At 60.5% G+C, this 16,611-nt stretch carries 13 protein-coding genes and 6 pseudogenes; 7 read left to right on the top strand and 12 right to left on the bottom strand.

Going from position 1 to position 16,611, the window contains the following annotated elements; all coding sequences use genetic code 11:
• Positions 1 to 1,045 (bottom strand): annotated as a pseudogene (locus tag B9Z03_RS01135) (multicopper oxidase domain-containing protein); the annotation flags it as partial.
• 151 nt (positions 1,046 to 1,196) lie between these two features.
• Between B9Z03_RS01135 and mntR the strand changes: the two are divergent.
• Positions 1,197 to 1,632: pseudogene (gene mntR, locus B9Z03_RS01130) on the top strand (manganese-binding transcriptional regulator MntR); the annotation flags it as partial.
• A 55-nt stretch (positions 1,633 to 1,687) separates the two neighbouring features.
• Here the strand turns inward: mntR and B9Z03_RS01125 are convergent.
• A complete protein-coding gene (locus B9Z03_RS01125; protein ID WP_085462509.1) occupies positions 1,688 to 2,101 on the bottom strand; it encodes a MerR family transcriptional regulator in 414 nt (137 codons plus the stop codon).
• A gap of 27 nt (positions 2,102 to 2,128) precedes the next feature.
• On the opposite strand from B9Z03_RS01125, the gene B9Z03_RS01120 reads away from it, so the two are divergent.
• The gene (locus B9Z03_RS01120) at positions 2,129 to 2,698 is read left to right on the top strand and encodes a copper chaperone PCu(A)C (RefSeq protein WP_085462508.1); all 570 of its coding nucleotides are present in this window, start codon (positions 2,129 to 2,131) and stop codon (positions 2,696 to 2,698) included.
• 100 nt (positions 2,699 to 2,798) lie between these two features.
• Here the strand turns inward: B9Z03_RS01120 and B9Z03_RS29685 are convergent, their stop codons facing one another.
• Positions 2,799 to 3,038: a hypothetical protein gene (locus B9Z03_RS29685; RefSeq protein WP_176247388.1), complete on the bottom strand. Its 240-nt coding sequence runs from the start codon at positions 3,036 to 3,038 to the stop codon at positions 2,799 to 2,801.
• A gap of 422 nt (positions 3,039 to 3,460) precedes the next feature.
• A complete protein-coding gene (locus tag B9Z03_RS01110) occupies positions 3,461 to 4,021 on the bottom strand; it encodes an HXXEE domain-containing protein (RefSeq protein WP_176247387.1) in 561 nt (186 codons plus the stop codon).
• Between the two features lie 210 nt (positions 4,022 to 4,231).
• On the opposite strand from B9Z03_RS01110, the gene B9Z03_RS01105 reads away from it, so the two are divergent.
• The 4 genes from B9Z03_RS01105 (at position 4,232) to B9Z03_RS01085 (ending at position 7,918) form a co-directional block, all read left to right on the top strand.
• On the top strand, positions 4,232 to 5,239 hold the full coding sequence (locus tag B9Z03_RS01105) for a L,D-transpeptidase family protein (protein ID WP_176247386.1): 1,008 nt from the start codon (positions 4,232 to 4,234) through the stop codon (positions 5,237 to 5,239).
• Positions 5,240 to 5,694: 455 nt separating this feature from the next.
• Positions 5,695 to 6,411: a L,D-transpeptidase family protein gene (locus B9Z03_RS01095; protein ID WP_085462505.1), complete on the top strand. Its 717-nt coding sequence runs from the start codon at positions 5,695 to 5,697 to the stop codon at positions 6,409 to 6,411.
• 61 nt (positions 6,412 to 6,472) lie between these two features.
• Entirely contained in the window at positions 6,473 to 7,108 is a 636-nt protein-coding gene (locus B9Z03_RS01090; protein ID WP_085462504.1) for a DsbA family protein, read from the top strand.
• A 9-nt stretch (positions 7,109 to 7,117) separates the two neighbouring features.
• A complete protein-coding gene (locus B9Z03_RS01085; protein WP_244561611.1) occupies positions 7,118 to 7,918 on the top strand; it encodes a foldase protein PrsA in 801 nt (266 codons plus the stop codon).
• A gap of 3 nt (positions 7,919 to 7,921) precedes the next feature.
• Here B9Z03_RS01085 and B9Z03_RS01080 read toward each other — a convergent pair whose 3' ends face one another.
• The 4 genes and pseudogenes from B9Z03_RS01080 to B9Z03_RS29220 form a co-directional block, all read right to left on the bottom strand.
• Entirely contained in the window at positions 7,922 to 8,800 is an 879-nt protein-coding gene (locus tag B9Z03_RS01080; RefSeq protein WP_056242624.1) for a TniQ family protein, read from the bottom strand.
• Positions 8,797 to 9,678 carry a TniB family NTP-binding protein gene (locus B9Z03_RS01075; protein WP_056242642.1) on the bottom strand — a complete coding sequence of 294 codons (882 nt, stop codon included), beginning with the start codon at positions 9,676 to 9,678 and terminating at the stop codon, positions 8,797 to 8,799. The genes B9Z03_RS01080 and B9Z03_RS01075 overlap by 4 nt, the downstream gene beginning before the upstream one ends.
• 4 nt (positions 9,679 to 9,682) lie before the next feature.
• Complete coding sequence (locus B9Z03_RS01070; protein ID WP_056242627.1) at positions 9,683 to 11,287, bottom strand: Mu transposase C-terminal domain-containing protein; 1,605 nt, start codon at positions 11,285 to 11,287, stop codon at positions 9,683 to 9,685.
• Positions 11,288 to 11,741: 454 nt separating this feature from the next.
• Positions 11,742 to 12,035 (bottom strand): annotated as a pseudogene (locus tag B9Z03_RS29220) (integrase core domain-containing protein); the annotation flags it as partial.
• A 148-nt stretch (positions 12,036 to 12,183) separates the two neighbouring features.
• On the opposite strand from B9Z03_RS29220, the pseudogene B9Z03_RS01060 reads away from it, so the two are divergent.
• Positions 12,184 to 13,474 (top strand): annotated as a pseudogene (locus B9Z03_RS01060) (IS110 family transposase).
• A gap of 226 nt (positions 13,475 to 13,700) precedes the next feature.
• Here the strand turns inward: B9Z03_RS01060 and B9Z03_RS01055 are convergent.
• The 4 genes and pseudogenes from B9Z03_RS01055 to B9Z03_RS29215 all read right to left on the bottom strand — a co-directional run.
• Positions 13,701 to 14,174 (bottom strand): annotated as a pseudogene (locus B9Z03_RS01055) (DDE-type integrase/transposase/recombinase); the annotation flags it as partial.
• A gap of 58 nt (positions 14,175 to 14,232) precedes the next feature.
• Complete coding sequence (istB, locus tag B9Z03_RS01050; protein ID WP_056242128.1) at positions 14,233 to 15,033, bottom strand: IS21-like element ISSme2 family helper ATPase IstB; 801 nt, start codon at positions 15,031 to 15,033, stop codon at positions 14,233 to 14,235.
• Positions 15,033 to 16,322 (bottom strand): IS21 family transposase, encoded by a 1,290-nt coding sequence (istA, locus tag B9Z03_RS01045; protein WP_085462502.1) that lies wholly within the window; start codon positions 16,320 to 16,322, stop codon positions 15,033 to 15,035. The genes istB and istA overlap by 1 nt, the downstream gene beginning before the upstream one ends.
• Before the next feature lie 74 nt (positions 16,323 to 16,396).
• Positions 16,397 to 16,572: pseudogene (locus tag B9Z03_RS29215) on the bottom strand (IS3 family transposase); the annotation flags it as partial.
• Positions 16,573 to 16,611: the final 39 nt, after the last annotated feature.

Genomic DNA, 16,611 nt, shown 5'->3' with positions numbered 1-16,611 from the left:
GACCCGGCTCATGGTCCGCGAAGGTGAATTCCAGAATGCCCCGCTGGGCTTGCACTGCATGATGACGTCAACGGTCTTCAGCGTCGGCGTCAGCGTCGTGCCCTGATCGTAATAGTCGAAGAAGTTGGCGTGCAGGTGGAACGAGTTGATCGGATCGAACTCGGTGATGTTCATGAGATAGACGCGGACTGGACGCTGCTTCTCGATCCTGATCGGCTTCTTTGCATAGCAGTGCGCGATGGTGTTGCAGGCATAGAACTCGTTCTCGCCGTCGAAGGTCGTGTCGAAGGCGTTCATCACCATTGCCAGTTCCTGCCAGCGGGCGTTTTCCGGCGTGCCGAGCAGGCGGGACCGCGCCACGTCCGCGAAGTCGGGATGTCGCTGGGGATCGGGGTCGACGACGAACAGCCCGTACATGCCCTTGTGGATGTGGCGCGCCAAGCGGCAGCGCGTGGCAATGGTAGAGGTGACAGCCAAACGGGTTCGCGTCGAACTCGTAGACGAACTCCTCGCCGGGACCGATCAGGCCGGCCCCCGGAACGCCGTCCATGCGGGCTGCATGGATGCCATGGAAATGCATCGAGTGCGGATGCGAGCCGTAAATGCGAAACACGATCCGCAGCCGCTCTCCCTCGATCGCGCGCAAGGCAGGCCCGGGTACGCGGCCGTTGAACGTCCAGGCGGGGAACATGACGCCGGGAGCTATCTCGATCTCCTTGTCCTCGGCCGTCACCTCGAAGGTGCGCAGGCGTCGGCCGTCGGAAAGGGTCGAGACGCTGCCGGTGTCCCACTCCGTCAGCATGGCGGTCGGATCGAAGCCGTTTCGCTTGTCGTCGACGTCGCCGACAGTAATCATCGCGCCATGGGCGATGCGATGGGGTGAAGCCGTGGCGTCACCCTGCGCGGCAGGGTTTGCAGCGTGGCCTGCCGGATGCGCCGTCTGCCCAAGCGCGGAGCGGCCGCTGAGCGCTGCCCCACCGGCCGCGAACAACCCCGCACCGATGAGTCCTCGACGTTTGAGATCGAATGCCAGCCAGTTCCTCACCCAGCCTCTCCCACTTAGCAGCTGCAAATAAGGAAAGCACACCCATTGAAGATAGCAATGGCTATATCAGCTAACCATGACATGACTGTCTGCGTGTAATGAGATATAGCTTCGGCTATGATATTTCCCGTGAAAGCGATAAAGTGGAACAATGAACGATCGAGCGGCGAGCGATGAAACATCGGCGGGACTATTGGATGCCGGCACGCAGGTGGAAAGCTTCCGACAGACCCGAAGCAACCGCCGGACCGAACTGATCGAGGACTATGTTGAGCTGATTGCCGACCTCATCGACCATAGACGGCGAAGCGCGTCAGGTCGACATTGCCTCAAGGCTCGGGGTGGCGCAGCCGACGGTCGCGAAGATGCTCAAGCGGCTTGCTGCAGATGGCATGATTCAGTACCGACCCTATCGCGGCGTGTTTCTGACGGATGAAGGCAAGGAACTTGCTCGCGTCAGCCGCGAACGGCACCAGGTTGTGGAGTCGTTCCTGTGCGCGCTCGGCATCAGTCCCGAAACGGCGCGCATAGATGCCGAGGGTATCGAGCATCACGTCAGCGCCGAGACGCTCGAGGCGTTCCGGTCATCCTACGGCGCTAGGGTCCGATCGCACCCGACTATGCCGGGCCATCGACCAATCTTCAATGATCGCTGCGGCAGAGCTCATGGTTCGCAAGCGACTCGATCACATAGCAATCCTTGATGTGATCGCCGTCACACCGCGTCGTTATGCGATCCAGTTCCTTTTCGAGGCGCCGAAGCTTGGCGATCTTGTTCCGAACCAACTGCAGCTGCCGATCCGCAATATGGTGGGCGTCAACGCACGGGCTTTCCGGGTGGGCGTTCAGCGCGAGGAGTTCCCGGATTGCCTCGATCGTAAAGCCAAGATCGCGCGCATGCTTGATGAATGAGAGGCGATCCCGGTCCCGGGATTCATAGCGGCGCTGATTGCCTTCCGAGCGTTCCGCAGCCGTCATCAGACCCATTTGCTCGTAGTAGCGAATGGTCGGGACTTTGACGCTCGTCTGGCGTGACAGATCTCCAATCGTGAACATTCTCTATCTCCAGTGGCTATAGCTATTATGCCCACATCGACCGCCGGACAAACGCGCGCAATTGCCGCATGGCGCAGGCGGCAAATTCACAGCGTCGCCCAGATCGTGGTCGACGACAAAAAGCATTGGAGAGGGGTAAACGACATTATGAACCAGTCACTGTTGGCGGTCATAGCCTTTGCCTTGCCCCTTTCAGCCGTTTTCGCAAAGGCGGCCGACGGCACATTTGATCATTTAACTCCTCCGCAGCTTTTGACAGTCGAGCACGCCGAAATCCTCGTTCCAGACGATAGCAGCGACGCCGCTGAAGGCTATCTGACGATCTGGAACGGAACGCAGATGCAGGTCGCGCTGGCCTCGGTGCGAAGCGAGCTTTTCGGGCGGGTCACAATCGTCCGGACCGAATTCAACTCGGGAGACACGAACGAACTGCCGTCCGGCAGCGTGCTTCCGATACCGGGCATGCAGAGCTGTCGATGCGTTCGAACGGCATTCGTCTTCGCATGGAGGAACCGGTATCGACACTTGGGGATCAGGCAACTGGGGATCAGGCAAAGAGCGGCCTCACACTGGTTTTCGAGAGTGGCGACGAATTGATCGTCGAGGCCGAAGTCCTCCGATCACGCGACCTACTGACAAGACATCGTCACGCGGAGGGCGATATCAATCCGGGCTGATCGATCCGCTCGTTCAAGCGTCAGTCCGAAGGGGACCGTTGGGTCAGTCTGGTGAATGCAGACGAGTTTCTGATTTCCTCTGGCAAGAACCAGGCCCCTTCCAGCGCAAAGGCGAGCGTGAAGAGATAGACGGCAGTCCCACCGTAGAGCATTTCCATCGTGTTGTGGCCGAGTATGACACACACCGCCCAGAACACGCTGGCCAGCGTCACATATGCCGTCGAGCCGGCAGCCAGAAATACTCCCAGGCGCAAAACCATGAACGTGAACCAAATCCGAACTGCTTGGGCCCACTGTCTCCTCCCATTCGGCGCTGCGCCACTCAAGCGTCGGTGATCGATCTGTTACTCCGAACCCGCGGCGGCTTCAGGAGGGTTACTGGTTTCACTGCGGATGTGGGTGAAGCTCAGGACGAATACGCCAACGACGAAGGCAGCCAGCAGGGAAAAGACCACCCAGTTCATTCTCGCTCTACGACGGCCAAGCGCGCGGCTTTCCTCGGTGCTGATGTGATCCAAACCTGGGGCACTCCGTCGCATCTTGTCTTCTTTGAAGGAGCCTACCGACGGCTCGCAGGCGTGGCCATGCGGCCTTTCGTTGCGCCGTGGGACTCGACGACGGTCGGACGCGGCTCGGTCCAAGCGTGGTTTCGCACCTTCAATCGACCGAGACGGATCGAGCGTCACGCGGCGGGGCGGGCCAGGCGCCAGATACCCCACCACGCAAGCGGCGCAAGCACGACGACGCTCGCCATACCGGGGAAGTAGCCGTAGGCATCATCGGTCAGCAGCGGCAGGGCAAAATGGGCGAGTTCGGTGATCCCCATCGATGCGAAGAACGTCCAGGCGAGATAGCGGCCAAACTCCTGGTCGCGCGACATGAGCACGGGAACGGCAAGCCACGTGCCGACCGGAATGACCAGCAGAGCCAGGACAAGCCCCACCGACACGTCCGGGATCGGCGTTCGCGTGATCCGATCGGAGACTACCTCGAAGAACGCCATGCGATTTTCCTCGAGCTTGTGCAGGAAGAGAAACGCGAGCAACGTCAGCCAATACGGCATCCTGATCGACACCCATGGCGCACGCGCCGGCACAAACAGCCAGAGGAAAAATCCGCCGAGATATCCGATCAGGAACAGTGCCGGATAAAGCGGTCCGAGATAGATGTACCCGAAGAGCGGCACGACGAAGGAAAAGAGCAGCGCGGCGACGATCGACAGTATAGATCTTCCCGGATGCATTGCGAACGCCTTCCCTATGTGGCCTGTTTAATCTCTGGCGTTTCTGCTCGATTGCGCAACCGCCATTTCCTGGGCCTGGATGAACTTCGGTGCCGCTGCGGTCCTTTGCCGCTCGCGCATTTGTGGGCGGAAACATCATCTTAACTATGATAGGCGGACAATACGAACGGCCGTCGAGATAGTGGTGCGTGCCGCAAGACATGGTTTGCGATGATGTTGACGGCCGCCAGAATGGGAGGGATTGCAGCGCTCGCGCTCTTACTGAGCGCCTGCGTGTCCACTGTTCTGGATGTCGACGGCAAGGCGACGCAGCATATTCCCGCCAAGCTCGTGGCGGAGATGTCGCGCAAGTCGATGTCGCCCTCCGCGCCCATCCTCGTCAGGATATTCAAGCAGGAAAGCGAACTGGAGATCTGGAAGCGCGACCGCGGCGGCAGGTTCGCGCTGCTCAAGACCTATCCGATGTGCCGGTGGTCAGGAAAGCTTGGGCCCAAGAAAGAAAACGGCGACCGGCAGGCGCCAGAGGGTTTCTACCATGTTTCCGCCGGCATGCTGAATCCCAAGTCCCAATACTACCTGTCCTTCAACCTCGGCTATCCGAATAAGCTCGAAGCGGCTTTGGGATATTCCGGCGAGGCGCTTATGGTGCATGGGGCCTGCTCGTCCTCGGGCTGCTATGCGCTGACCGATGAGGGTGTCGGCGAGATCTACGCGGTCGCTCGCGAGGCCCTGAAAGGCGGCCAGGGTTCTTTCCAGGTCCAGGCATTTCCGTTCCGGATGACGCCGCAGAACATGGCGAAGAACCGAAACGACCCGAACTTCGCCTTCTGGTCGGACCTCAAGCAGGGCTACGACATTTTCGAGGTCACGCGCCGGCAGCCGAAGGTCTCCTATTGCGAGGGACGCTACGTCTTCGACAGGGAGTTTGATGGCGGTGAGCCGCAAAGTGCCTTGGCGGCATGTCCGCCAGCGCTGAACGCGGACGATCCTCTTGTCGCCGCCCGGCAGCAGTCCGACCGCCTCGCGACGGACAATCTCCTTTCGACCGGCAGCGCATTTTCGGCTCATGCCTACGCCGATGGCGGCATGCATCCGAGCTTCCGTAAGCTGCTCGAGCGCAGCGGAGAGTCCGCGCTGGCCAAGCGGACGTCGCTGACATCCGTGCCTATCAGCCGTCCCGACGCGGCCTTGGCCGATCCACACTCCCCGGACGAGTGACGCGATGGCCCGAACGCTGCTCGCTCTTCTCCTGTTCTGTTTCGTCAGCCTGCATGCCGCGCTGCCGTCCGCCGCCGCCATCGACGAACCGTCTACGATCGTGACCGTTCTGCCGGATGATGCGATAGGCACCGCTGAGGACGAGACCGCGCCTATGTCTCCCGACGCGGCGACGAAATGCCATGACAGCTGCAGCTGGCTTGCCGCCTGGCACGCTCCGGTACTCCGTGAGGCGCACCGTTCGCCCCCGGAAAGGTACGCGCGCCCCATTCTTTCCGGACTTGTCTCCCAGGTCGTCCCCCCTCCCCGATAGCGTCTCGCATCAAGAACGATCGGTTGCGCCATGGGGCCGGGAATGCCCCGCCGCATGATGCGCTCCGATGGTCGTTTCTTTTCCCCGGCATCGCTAGTCCCGCAAGCGCTGGATTCCCGACGACCTATTTGTGAGCGTAACAGTGACATTCAGAGACGTCCCAACACCTTTTTCCCGCAGACAATTCCTGAGCGTCGGTGCGGCAGCCGCCGGCGGGCTGATCCTGCCCGGATGCTCGACCACCAGCAACCAGTCCACGGACCCCGAGCCTGACAAGCCCGCCACCGACCCTTCATACGCATCCATGTACCGGGCGATGCCGGAGGAGGACTTTCCGATCCCGGCGGTCGACCTGACCAAGGTCGACAGGCGCTTCTACAGGCAGCTCGTCGACGATCCGACCGGCGAACGTCCCGGCACAGTGGTCGTCGATACGCGATCCTACTACCTCTACCTCGTCAGGCCCGGCGGCAAGGCGATGCGATACGGGGTGGGTCTCGGCCGGCAGGGTTTCACCTGGTCAGGCGAAGGCGTGATCCAGTGGAAGCAGCGATGGCCGAAGTGGACGCCCCCGGCCGAAATGATCGCGCGCCAGCCCGAACTTGAAAAGTGGAGCGCCGACAATGGCGGCCAGCCGCCCGGGCTCGACAATCCGCTCGGAGCGCGAGCGCTCTACATTTTCCAGAACGGTGAAGACACGCTCTACCGGCTGCACGGCACGCCGGAATACTGGACCATCGGCAACGCGGTCTCCAGCGGCTGCGTCCGGCTGATGAACCAGGACATCATCGACCTCTACGACCGTGTCGCCACGCCGACCCCGATCATCGTCCGCGGCGGCACACGAGCGATTGCCTGAACGCATCTTGCACCTCCAGTAGCTGGAGGTTGCACCATCAGTTCTTTCGAAAGGACCCGACATGAAGCGTCGCAACCTCATTCTCGGCACCGCCGCCTTCGGCATGGTCGCCGCCTATCCTGTGCTGCTTGCAGCGCAGCCCACGCCGGAAGCGCTTCTGGCGCCGGGACCGCTGCCCGAAAAGAGCTTTGGGCTTGCCGATGCGCCCGTCACCATCATCGAGTACGCGTCTCTGACCTGCCCGCATTGCCGGACTTTCCATGTGACTGTGTGGCCGGAACTCAAGAAGAAGTATGTCGATACCGGCCAGGTCCGGTTCATCATGCGGGAGTTCCCCTTCGACCCGCGCTCGTCGGGCGGTTTCATGCTGGCGCGCTGCGCCGGCGACGACAAATGGTATCCGACGATCGACCTGCTCTACCGGACTCAGGACAACTGGGCGCGCGTGGCCGACGGAACGGCAGCGCTGAAGTCTGTCATGGGCATGACGGGCATGAGCACCGCCGATTTCGAAAAGTGCCTGCAGGACCAGACCCTCCTCGAACAGGTCAACGCGGTGGCGGAAGCGGGTAAATCCTTCGGAGTCGATTCGACGCCGACCTTTTTCATCAACGGCGAGATGCAGAAGGGTGCGCTCAGCCTCGAGCGCTTCAGCGCGATCATCGATTCGCTGAACGCCGCGGCCGGGAAACAATAGGAGCGTCGCATGACAGGAAAAATCATGATCGCCGGATGGAAGGCGCGCCTCGCAATCGGTGCGGCAATCCTCTCCGCTTCCATATCGCTCGCACCGGTTGTCCGAGCGCAGGACGCGAACGTCGTCGGCCGCGTCAACGGTCAGGACATAACAGTCGAGGACCTCGCCATCGCCGAGGAGATGTATGCTCCTCAGCTTGGCCAGATGCCTGAAGATGCCAAGCGCTCCGTGCTCGTGGACGCGCTGATCGAGCTCAGGATCGTTGCGGAGGCGGCGCGCAAGGCCAATGTCGCGGACCAGGACGCCTACAAGCGACAGCTGGCCTTCTTCGAGGCGCAGACGCTGCGCTCGCTTTTCCTGGAACAGCGTGTCGCCGCGGCCGTGACGGATGAAGCTGTGAAGTCGGCCTATGACGAACAGGTGGGGAAAATCCCGCCGGTGCCGGAACGCCGCCTGCGGCACATCCTGCTTCGCAGCGAAGGCGAGGCGCTGGAGGTGATCGAGGCGCTGAGGTCGGGCCGGCCATTTGCCGAGCTCGCCCAAGAACGCTCGGTCGACGAGGTCTCCAAGGTCAAAGGCGGCGATCTCGGCTTCATCGCAGAAGGACAGGTCATGCCCGAGGTCGAGGCGGCCGCCGCGCAACTTCAGCCCGGTCAGTTCACGCAAACGCCGGTAGTGACCGCTTTCGGTTTCCACGTCGTTCTGCTCGAGGAGACACGCAACAGGCCGGCTGTCGCGCTGCGCTTAAATGTGAGATTGTGCCGGCTTCTTGCGATCGCTGCACCTAATGGTGAGATTCGATGCCACTGAGTCTCAATTCAACTGCAGTGGGGAGCTTCTCGTAACCGACATACCAGCGCCTATCGAAGCGAACCGCGTATAGTGGGCGCCCAGCGTTTGGTGCTGGAGTTCGGCAACCAGTTTCGGACCTTCTTGATAGACGATTGAGATACCCGCGAGCAGTGCTATGCGGAGGCCGATCGGCAAGATGGGTCTTGCAATAGTTGGTCGTGGGAGGCCCTGCTCGGCCACACGCTCATCGAAACCTTGGACGACGGCGCCAAGGACGGTGGAGTGATCTATCGATACCTCATGGCGAAAGGGCTTCGGACATCGCCGCACGAGCAGCAATCGGACGATATCGATCGGCGATGCCCAACCGGCAGCTGATCCCCTCAGCGCCTGATCGATGAGCCGTTCACCGTGAAGGGCATCTTCCCAGAGACCCTCGAATGACAGTGACGAGCTTGTCAGCGCCGAGGCTGCGTCTCTTTTGTCTTGTTGCCGTTGTCCGCAGACAGGGCAGGTTATCCGCCAACCCTCGGTCCAGCTTCGCTGCACCGCAGTTGTTGCGCCCTGCCCTCTGTTTTGTTCGGCACAGGCGAAGCAACTTTGAATAGCGCATGGCGCGACGAGCCGTGCTGCTGAACTTGGGAAGCCTGATGTGGTCATTGCCAAAATTGCAGACGAGTGGGTTCGAAACAGCCTCGCAATGTGGCCGGCGTCGGTTGGCCCCAGCTTTGTATCGGTCAGCCGCAAAGATTTTGCTTCCGGAATGGCATGACGAAGCATTGTGAGCGGGGAGACGCCATAGAAACCGGCATGGCGCGCAATCCATGACGACAGGAGCTCATCCGGCACAGGTTTGAGAATGACCGGAAGCGCGCTCGTGCTGCCGAGTTCTCGGTTCATGCATACGCTGTTTCGGCGCCGACTGGCGGCGACCAGCTTTCCACCGCTTCATCGGTGATGTGCTCGATGCCGCTCTCAATCGAATCGGCCGCTAGGCTCGTAATCGCCTGGAAAATATTTGCAGTGATGCCGCCGCTGATCTGCAGAATTCGGCGCAGAGATTTCGGCGTCAGCACTGTCGGTCGGCGGAGCGGCATATTCCTCAATATGGACGAAACCAGCGCTTCGAACTGTTCGTTGGCCGCCCATCGGTTCAAGGTCAACTCGCTGAACCGGCGGGCAAGCTGAACGTCGCCGCTTATCGCCTCGCGGGCTTCGGTAACGCCGAAGCACACCAGTGAGATCTGAAGCCGATTGCTCAGAAACCGCAGCGTGTTCAGCACGACCCGCTGTTCTCGGTATGAGCCGGCGAGAATGTTGTGTATTTCGTCGATGACCAGAACCTGGACGCCGACCGTTTTCAGAAGTCGCAACGCCGCCTGCTCCATCTGTACAATGTCGGCGCGGGGTGCCTGTGGTGCGCCAAGGGCAGCCAGAATTTCGGCATATAAACGCCGCTCGCCCGGCTTGCCGCTCATTTCGATAGCCAGAACCGGCATAGTCTGTACGCCGGTCGTCGGATCAAAAGATGCCGGATTATTGTCGCAGAATTTCTCCATGATCATCGTCTTGCCCATGCCGCTGTCGCCGTAGATCGCGATCGAGGGCATGCGCGTGCCGCGAGGGTGATCGAGAAGCAAATTGAGGCGATCGAGCGCCTGCTTGGCGCGCGGATAGAATATCCAGCGGCGAGCCTTGATTGCGCGAACGCGTAGAATGTCGGGCTCGCCGAGGAAGTCTTTGGCCGCTTGCGTCAGATGGATGTTATCCAGGGTCAACGGCTCAATCCAGATCTTCGACGGAGGCAACAGGTTTGCTTGAATCCACGCCGCGAAGCGAGCCCAGTTCATCGTCATCCACATTCGGTTTCGGAAGCCGCTGCCGCCCCTGTGTCTTGAGTTTCGCCTCCTGGATCAGTTCTCGCTGGGCAAGCGCTGTACGAACAAGGACATGCATGTCGATTTCGCGCTTGCCCTCAGCGTTGAGTTTGCGCCGTGCAGCCTGAGCCTCCCACAATGTAATCGGCGCAAGCGTCACATCGGCATAGCGCGCCTCCACAAAGTTGCCTGAGGGACGCCTGACAAAAACGCGCGACAGATCGCGGGGGTCGTATTTCACAATCAGGCGGGCTTTGGTCCGTCCAAGGTCGGCGGACAGAGCGGGCGACCAGTAGCGGATATGGAAGAGATGGATGCCGGTCGGTCGCAACGTTCTCTCTGTCTCCGGCAGGAACGAGATCCAGAACTGCATACGGTCTTTCGGCAGACGCAACACCAACTCATTCTCATGCTGCCGCCAGACCGCAATCGGCGGCCGACGCAGTGCGCCATGGATAGCATGATGGTACTGCCCGACGATCTCGAGTGCGATGTAGCGCTCCAGCTCACGCAGTGTCAGTGCGGCATGGCATTTGGCATCATACTCGCGCCTTTCCTCGATGCTGCTGGAGGTCGATCCCGGCAGCAGGTGAACCGCGCCCATCTGCGTACCGATCAACCGTTCGACGTGGCCGCCGAAATGGGGAGTTCCCGGCGGCCGCCAATCGAGCTTTATGCCATTGTCCCGGCAAGCGCGTTCGAATGCACGACTCCGGAAGTCAGAGCCGTTGTCGACATGGATCGTGCCAGGAAGCCCGGCCACTGGCCAAGCTTCATGGATCTCCCTCTCCTGCAACCACGCGGTCTTGTCGAAGACCGAGTGCAGTATGCATAAGCTTGTCGACAATCGCGAGGGCGCCCCCATCGTCAGATAGAAGCCCACAACCATCCGAGAAAAGATGTCCAATGCCAGTGTTAGCCACGGACGTCCGAGCGGCTGACGCGTGTCTTCGTCGACCACGAATACGTCGACCTTGGTATGGTCGATTTGAACGAGCTCAAGCGGCCGCGACGCCGAAAAACTTCCCGGCGTAGCGGTTGTTGCTTTGACGACCTCGCTCTCGCCGCGCTTACGCCCCCTCACCTGCAGATCGATCTCTTCCACGCGGGATTTGATGGTGCGCCAATTTGGGGGAGCAAGACCGGCCGTGGTGCAGTCGATCTGGACCTCGCGAACCAACCGGGCGAAGGATGGGCGTTCCGGTTTGAGATAAAAGCCTTCGATCGTTCGACGCACAACGGCTTCTCGATCTTTGTCGAGCGCACGATGTCCTTGGCGCCGCCCGCGCTTTCGGTCCATCAGTGAACTTACAGTGCCACCTGCTCGAAACAGCTTGATCATCCTGTAGAGAGTGGCCCGGCTGAGATCCAGTTCCCAGGCCAGATCCGCTACGGCCTGACCGTTCAGGCTTTTTGGATAGCGCTCCAAGAGGCCGCGGATAGCCTCTTCGCGCCGACACGCCTCATTCCAGCGCGCCATTTCCTCGTAACTCTCGGTATCGTCGCTCATGCAGCCTGCAAAGAACTCACGCCAAACGTTAGGCGGGCAAAATCTCACAATAAGTGCAGTGAGCCAAGGGCGAATCTCATTTTAAATACAAATTCTCAATTTAAGTACACGACTAAATCATTGAAAACGCTCACAGCGGAGTCTCGTCAATGAATACAGTGCGACAGCCCCTCATTCGCATGCCGGCGCGGGATTGGTGGAGGTGTATTCTGCTTTCCTAGCGCGATCTTTCGTTTAACCTGCCTTCCAGTTAAGAATCGAGATCGCCCAAGCGCTGACCTTATCCAGAAGAATTGAAAAAAATAGCGTTCCATGCCGGCAGAGATAGAGCATCTGCGGCCGCCGGATTATGGACGCCGATTTTGTTGTAGAGGCTCCTAAACTGACGGTGATTTCCTAGATACCCATCGTGGCTGCGATTTGTAGATTGGTCCATCCCTTCGCCATTTCGGCTGCGCAGCACCGCAACCCGTCGCGGGTTGATAGTCTGAGCGAACTCGGCAGGTGTCAGCCAGCCGAGGCCAGAATGTGGTCGATGATCGTTGTAATCGCTGCGCCAGGTTGAAAGCGCTGAGCGAGCATGGGTCAGTGACGAGAAGAGGGTTTCATTCAAGAATTCGTCTCGCAGCCGTCCATTGAAGCTTTCGATGAAAGCGTTCTGGATGGGTTTTCCGGGTGCGATGTAGTGCCAATCCACCTTGGTCCGATCCGTCCATTGCAGGATCGCGTTGCTGGTGAATTCGCTGCCATAGCACCTACGGAAGGAAGAGAGGGAGCCGCCGAGACGACGGTGCGCGCAGCTTTTCGCTGCAGGCGCGCACCGGTCGAGGTGGCCATGGTCAGTCAAGGTTTCTCTAGAATGTGAGTGTTCACAACCCATTCCGGAGAGACCGACCATGACCGTTGCAGATTCTACACCCGCCGATGCCGTGCTGGTAGCGATCGACATTGCCAAGGTGCGCAATGAGGTTCTGATCGAAGCATCAGGGCAAAAGCGCCGCCGTCGGCTTTCGGTCCTCAACAGCCGTGCTGAGCACGACCGGCTGATCGATGTTCTGCTGGCGTATGGCCGATCCGTAGTGGTCTGCGCCTTTGAGGCGACGGGGAACTATCACCGGCCCATTGCCTGGCGTCTGGCTGAGGCCGGTTTCGAGGTGCGGCTGGTGTCGTCACTGGCGCTCGCCCGGACCCGGGAGGCCTTGCACAACAGCTGGGACAAGAACGATCCCAAGGATGCGCAGGTGATCCTGCACATGCTGAGGATCCGAGCGACGCAGGTCTACCACGATCCGCTGCGCGTCGGCATCAACGACGTGCAGGAACTGTCGAAGACGCATGAGGCGATCGCCAGGGCCAAGACCGAGATCCAGCACCGCATCCTGACGCATTACCTGCCGCTGTATTTTCCCGAGATCGAGCGCTTCCGGGGAAACAGCCGCAGCGATTGGTTCTTCGCCTTCCTCGATGCCTTTCCGACGCCGGCAAGCATCACGGCGCTGACGAAGGAGGAGTTCGTCAAAGCAGCCTGGGATGTCGTCGGCCGCAAGGTCAGCAAGACGCAGATTCTCATGGATATTTACCAGACGGCGCGTACATCGATTGGACTGCCGTTGCCGCTTGACGCTCCTGCCATTCGCATGTTCCGGATGGTCATTGCCGAAGCACGTAGCCTGATCCGGCAACGCAATGCGATCGAAGCCCAGGCCGACGAACTGCTGCGGCACAGCCAGGATTATCAGCTCCTGCGGCAAATCCCCGGCATCGGGCCGATCAATGCACTGACGATCATCGCCGAAGCCGGAGATCTTCGCCGCTTCCACCACCATCGCCAGTTTCTCAAGTTCTGCGGACTGGATCTGTCGACCCAGCAGTCCGGCCAATATCGCGGCCAGACCCGGCTTTCGAAGTTTGGCAATGCCAGGCTGCGCCGCACCCTATGGATCGCCGGGCAGGTTGCCATCCGCCAGCGTGAGAACGGCTTCCGGCACAAGTTCGAACGCTACATCGCACGAGATCGCGACAATCCCAATCTGCGCCGCAAGGCGATGACCGCTATTACCGCCAAGATGGCGCGCGTCGTGCACGCCGTCGTCAAAAGCGGTTCCGATTACCGGCCCTTCGTCGAGGGGCGGGTGCCAGGTGGAAGAACCTCTGTCAGCTAGGGCCGTGAGGGCATCGGTTCGATGACCCTGTAGATAATGTTCGGGTCTTCCACCTGGATCAGAAGCTCGTGTTGAGGACGGTGAGGGCCGCCATCACGCGTACCCTGTGTTTGCTATGGACGAGACCTTTTCCCTTGCCGGTGGAAGCCGCCTGGTTCGACCATCCGACTTGACCAGCGTCACGCAGCGAGAGCATGCTGGCGAACAGAGAGACTTTGACCGTCTGCTCCATTTCCTTCCGCTCTTAGGACGTTGTCACTGACGATCATCCTGGGTTTGCCGCGTTCCTCGATGATCCGGTCAAGCTCACGGGCAACCCGCAAGCCGGAAAGCGATGTATCGGCGATGAGCCCCAGGCATTCTCTGGTGCAATCGTCGACGACCGTAAGAACCCGGAACCTGCGCCCATCGGTGAGTTGATCCGACACGAAGTCCAGCGACCAGCGATCATTGGCTGCCATCGGGATCAGCATCGGTGCGCGTGTGCCGATCGCTCGCTTGCGGCCGCCGCGCTTGCGCACCGTCAGCTTCTCCTCCCGATAGAGCCGGAAGAGCCGCTTGTGGTTCACAAGGTGGCCCTCGCGCCTGAGCAGCACATGAAGGCGTCGATAACCGAAGCGGCGGCGCTCATGTGCCAATGCCTTCATTCGCTCCCGAAGGTCATGGTCGTCGATACGGCTGCTTTCGTAACGAACCGTCATCCGGCAAACGCCGATGGCTTTACACGTGTCAAGCGAATCCAGGAACTGACCCCTTTCTCGAATTGAAGAACTAACCCCCCTTTCATTGGTTCGTGGTTTCGTTGGTCTCTGGCGCCGATCCGGTTTTCTGCAGAAGGCCGGACCGGCGTTTTTCGCGCAGGCGATAGCTGTCGCCCCGGATGGTGATCACCGTCGAATGGTGCAGCAGGCGGTCCAGAATGGCGGTGGCGACCACAGGATCACCGAAGACATTGCCCCATTCTCCCACCGAACGGTTGGAGGTGATCAGAATCGAGCCCTTCTCGTAGCGCCGCGACACCAGTTGGAAGAACAGATGGGCGGCATTGGCCTCGAAGGGCAGATAGCCCAGTTCGTCGATGATCAGCAGCTTCGGTCGCGACAGGATCGTCAACTGTTTGTCGAGCGTGCCGTCGCTGTGTGCCTTGGCCAGCATTGCGACCAGCGTGGCGGCCGTGACGAACTGCACGTTGTAATTCTGGCGGATCGCCTCGCGGCCGAGACTGACAGCCAGATGGGTCTTGCCCGTGCCTGGAGGTCCGAGGAACAGGACTGTGTCGCCGTGCGCGATCCAGCGACAGGTAGCCAGTTCCCTGATCTGACCCTGATCCAGCGATGGCTGAGCATCGAAGTCGAAGCTGTCCAGTTCGCGTACGAACGGGAACTGCGCCAGCTTGCTCGACATGGAGATGCGCCGCTCGTCGCGGCGAGCGATCTCGCGCGACACCAAGAAGGCCAGCGCCTCGCGCAAGGTCATCTTCGAGCGCGCCGCCTCGTCCAGCAGCGTGTCAAGTTGGTCGCGGATCGCTGTCAGCTTCAGCCGGTCGAGCGTTGCGATCAGGAGGTCGTGATCCACAGTCGTCATCACCAGCCCCCTCCGACAACCGCCTCGTATTCTGCAAGCGGACGCAACAGGGTGGGAGGGAGAATGTCGATGGGCGCGGCGGCCCGCACCACACCATCGGCACCGGCGACACCGACAAAATGCGCCCGGTCCACGATGCGTTGTCGCCTTCCCCGGCACAGAGCATGATCGGCAACGACCTGGCCCGCATGCCGGATGATCACACGGCCCGCCAGCACGACAACCTGAACGGTCTCGCCGATCAGACGCCAAGGCACCGAGTAGCTGTTCGTGTCGAGGTCGATCGCACAGTCGGCCTGGACCTTGCGCACCAGATCCCGCAATTGCCCGAACGGCGCACGGCCAGCCAAGGGGCGCAGCGCACCAGCTTCAGCAGCAAACCGCTCTGATGGCGCAATGCCGGTCGTGCCGTGCTCCCGCTGGTCGGCGACCTCGCGTATCCACCGGTCCAGATGGGCCTCGAACGCAGCCCAGTTCTCGAACCGGCGGCCGGCGATCGCGTTCTTCTTGACGTAGCCAACCCCGCGCTCATCTTTGCCTTTCGTCCGCGCCCGATATGGCGCACAGGCTCGCGGCGTGAAGCCCCAGTATCGGGCAAAGGCATGCAGGCGGGCATTGAACTTCACCTCGCGCGTCACCGCGTCATGATGCTCAACCAGGGCTTTGGCATTATCCAGAAGAACTTCCGCCGGAACCCCGCCGAAACGCAGGAAGGAGCCTTCCATCCCCTCAAACCAGTCCGCCTGACGCTCACGCAGCGAAGGCCGGATATGCATCCGCCGCGAATAGCCCAGTGTTCCCACGAACAGGTGCACTCGAACCCGCTCACCCCCGATCCAAACGCGAGTGTCACCAAAATCGATCTGCATCTGATGGCCCGGCGCTGTCTCGAAGCGGATCGTCGCGCGCTTCTGCGCCTTCAATTCCCGCCGCCAGCGCTGCACTCGTAACTCCACCGAGCGGAGACCGATCACGATCCCATGTTCGCTCGCCAGTTCCTGGCGGATAACGTCGGCATTGCCGCCATGGCGGAAAAACCGCTCGCGAAGCCAATCATCCAATCCGTCGAAGGCTGTTCGACGACGAGGTTGCCGATAGGCAATCACACCGCCTTCGCGAAGATATCGCCGAACCGTGTTTCGCGCGCAGCCAAACTCCTGTGCAATCCGCTTCGCTCCCCAGCCTCGTTCATGAAGGCGCAGCATCGCCACAACTTCTTCCGCTTGAAGCATCGCCTCTCCCTGCATTGTCCCCGAGAATGCAGGTGTCGCCGAAAGCTCTGTCGTCATCTATCCGTCCTCTCAAAAGAGAGGGGGTCAGTTCTTCCTTTCGTCCGGGGGGCAATTTCTCATTTCGCCTGACAACACGCCCGCCGTTCGCTCATCCGATGTTGGTTCATCAGGTGAGCGACAGCGTTCCGCTGGGCTGCGGGCGTCACCACTTCTTTCCCAAAAGGTCCTTCAAAGCAGCATTGTCGAGCATCGCGTCCGCCAGCAACCGCTTCAGCTTCGTGTTCTCGTCCTCCAGCGTCTTTGACCTGCCACTGAGTTTTTCCTCCATCTGAGATTAGAGTCCGGC

This window comes from Mesorhizobium australicum, from assembly GCF_900177325.1.
Lineage (GTDB): Bacteria > Pseudomonadota > Alphaproteobacteria > Rhizobiales > Rhizobiaceae > Mesorhizobium_A > Mesorhizobium_A australicum_A.
This window is presented reverse-complemented; position numbering and strand designations above follow the sequence as displayed.

Coding starts and splice junctions, on each gene's coding strand:
- B9Z03_RS01085 (WP_244561611.1), top strand. CDS start 7,118: ATGACAGGAAAAATCATGATCGCCGGATGGAAGGCGCGCCTCGCAATC.
- B9Z03_RS01110 (WP_176247387.1), bottom strand. CDS start 4,021: ATGCATCCGGGAAGATCTATACTGTCGATCGTCGCCGCGCTGCTCTTT.
- B9Z03_RS01090 (WP_085462504.1), top strand. CDS start 6,473: ATGAAGCGTCGCAACCTCATTCTCGGCACCGCCGCCTTCGGCATGGTC.
- istA (WP_085462502.1), bottom strand. CDS start 16,322: ATGACGACAGAGCTTTCGGCGACACCTGCATTCTCGGGGACAATGCAG.
- B9Z03_RS01070 (WP_056242627.1), bottom strand. CDS start 11,287: ATGAGCGACGATACCGAGAGTTACGAGGAAATGGCGCGCTGGAATGAG.
- B9Z03_RS01105 (WP_176247386.1), top strand. CDS start 4,232: ATGATGTTGACGGCCGCCAGAATGGGAGGGATTGCAGCGCTCGCGCTC.
- B9Z03_RS01080 (WP_056242624.1), bottom strand. CDS start 8,800: ATGAACCGAGAACTCGGCAGCACGAGCGCGCTTCCGGTCATTCTCAAA.
- B9Z03_RS29685 (WP_176247388.1), bottom strand. CDS start 3,038: ATGGTTTTGCGCCTGGGAGTATTTCTGGCTGCCGGCTCGACGGCATAT.
- B9Z03_RS01120 (WP_085462508.1), top strand. CDS start 2,129: ATGCCCACATCGACCGCCGGACAAACGCGCGCAATTGCCGCATGGCGC.
- B9Z03_RS01125 (WP_085462509.1), bottom strand. CDS start 2,101: ATGTTCACGATTGGAGATCTGTCACGCCAGACGAGCGTCAAAGTCCCG.
- istB (WP_056242128.1), bottom strand. CDS start 15,033: ATGACGACTGTGGATCACGACCTCCTGATCGCAACGCTCGACCGGCTG.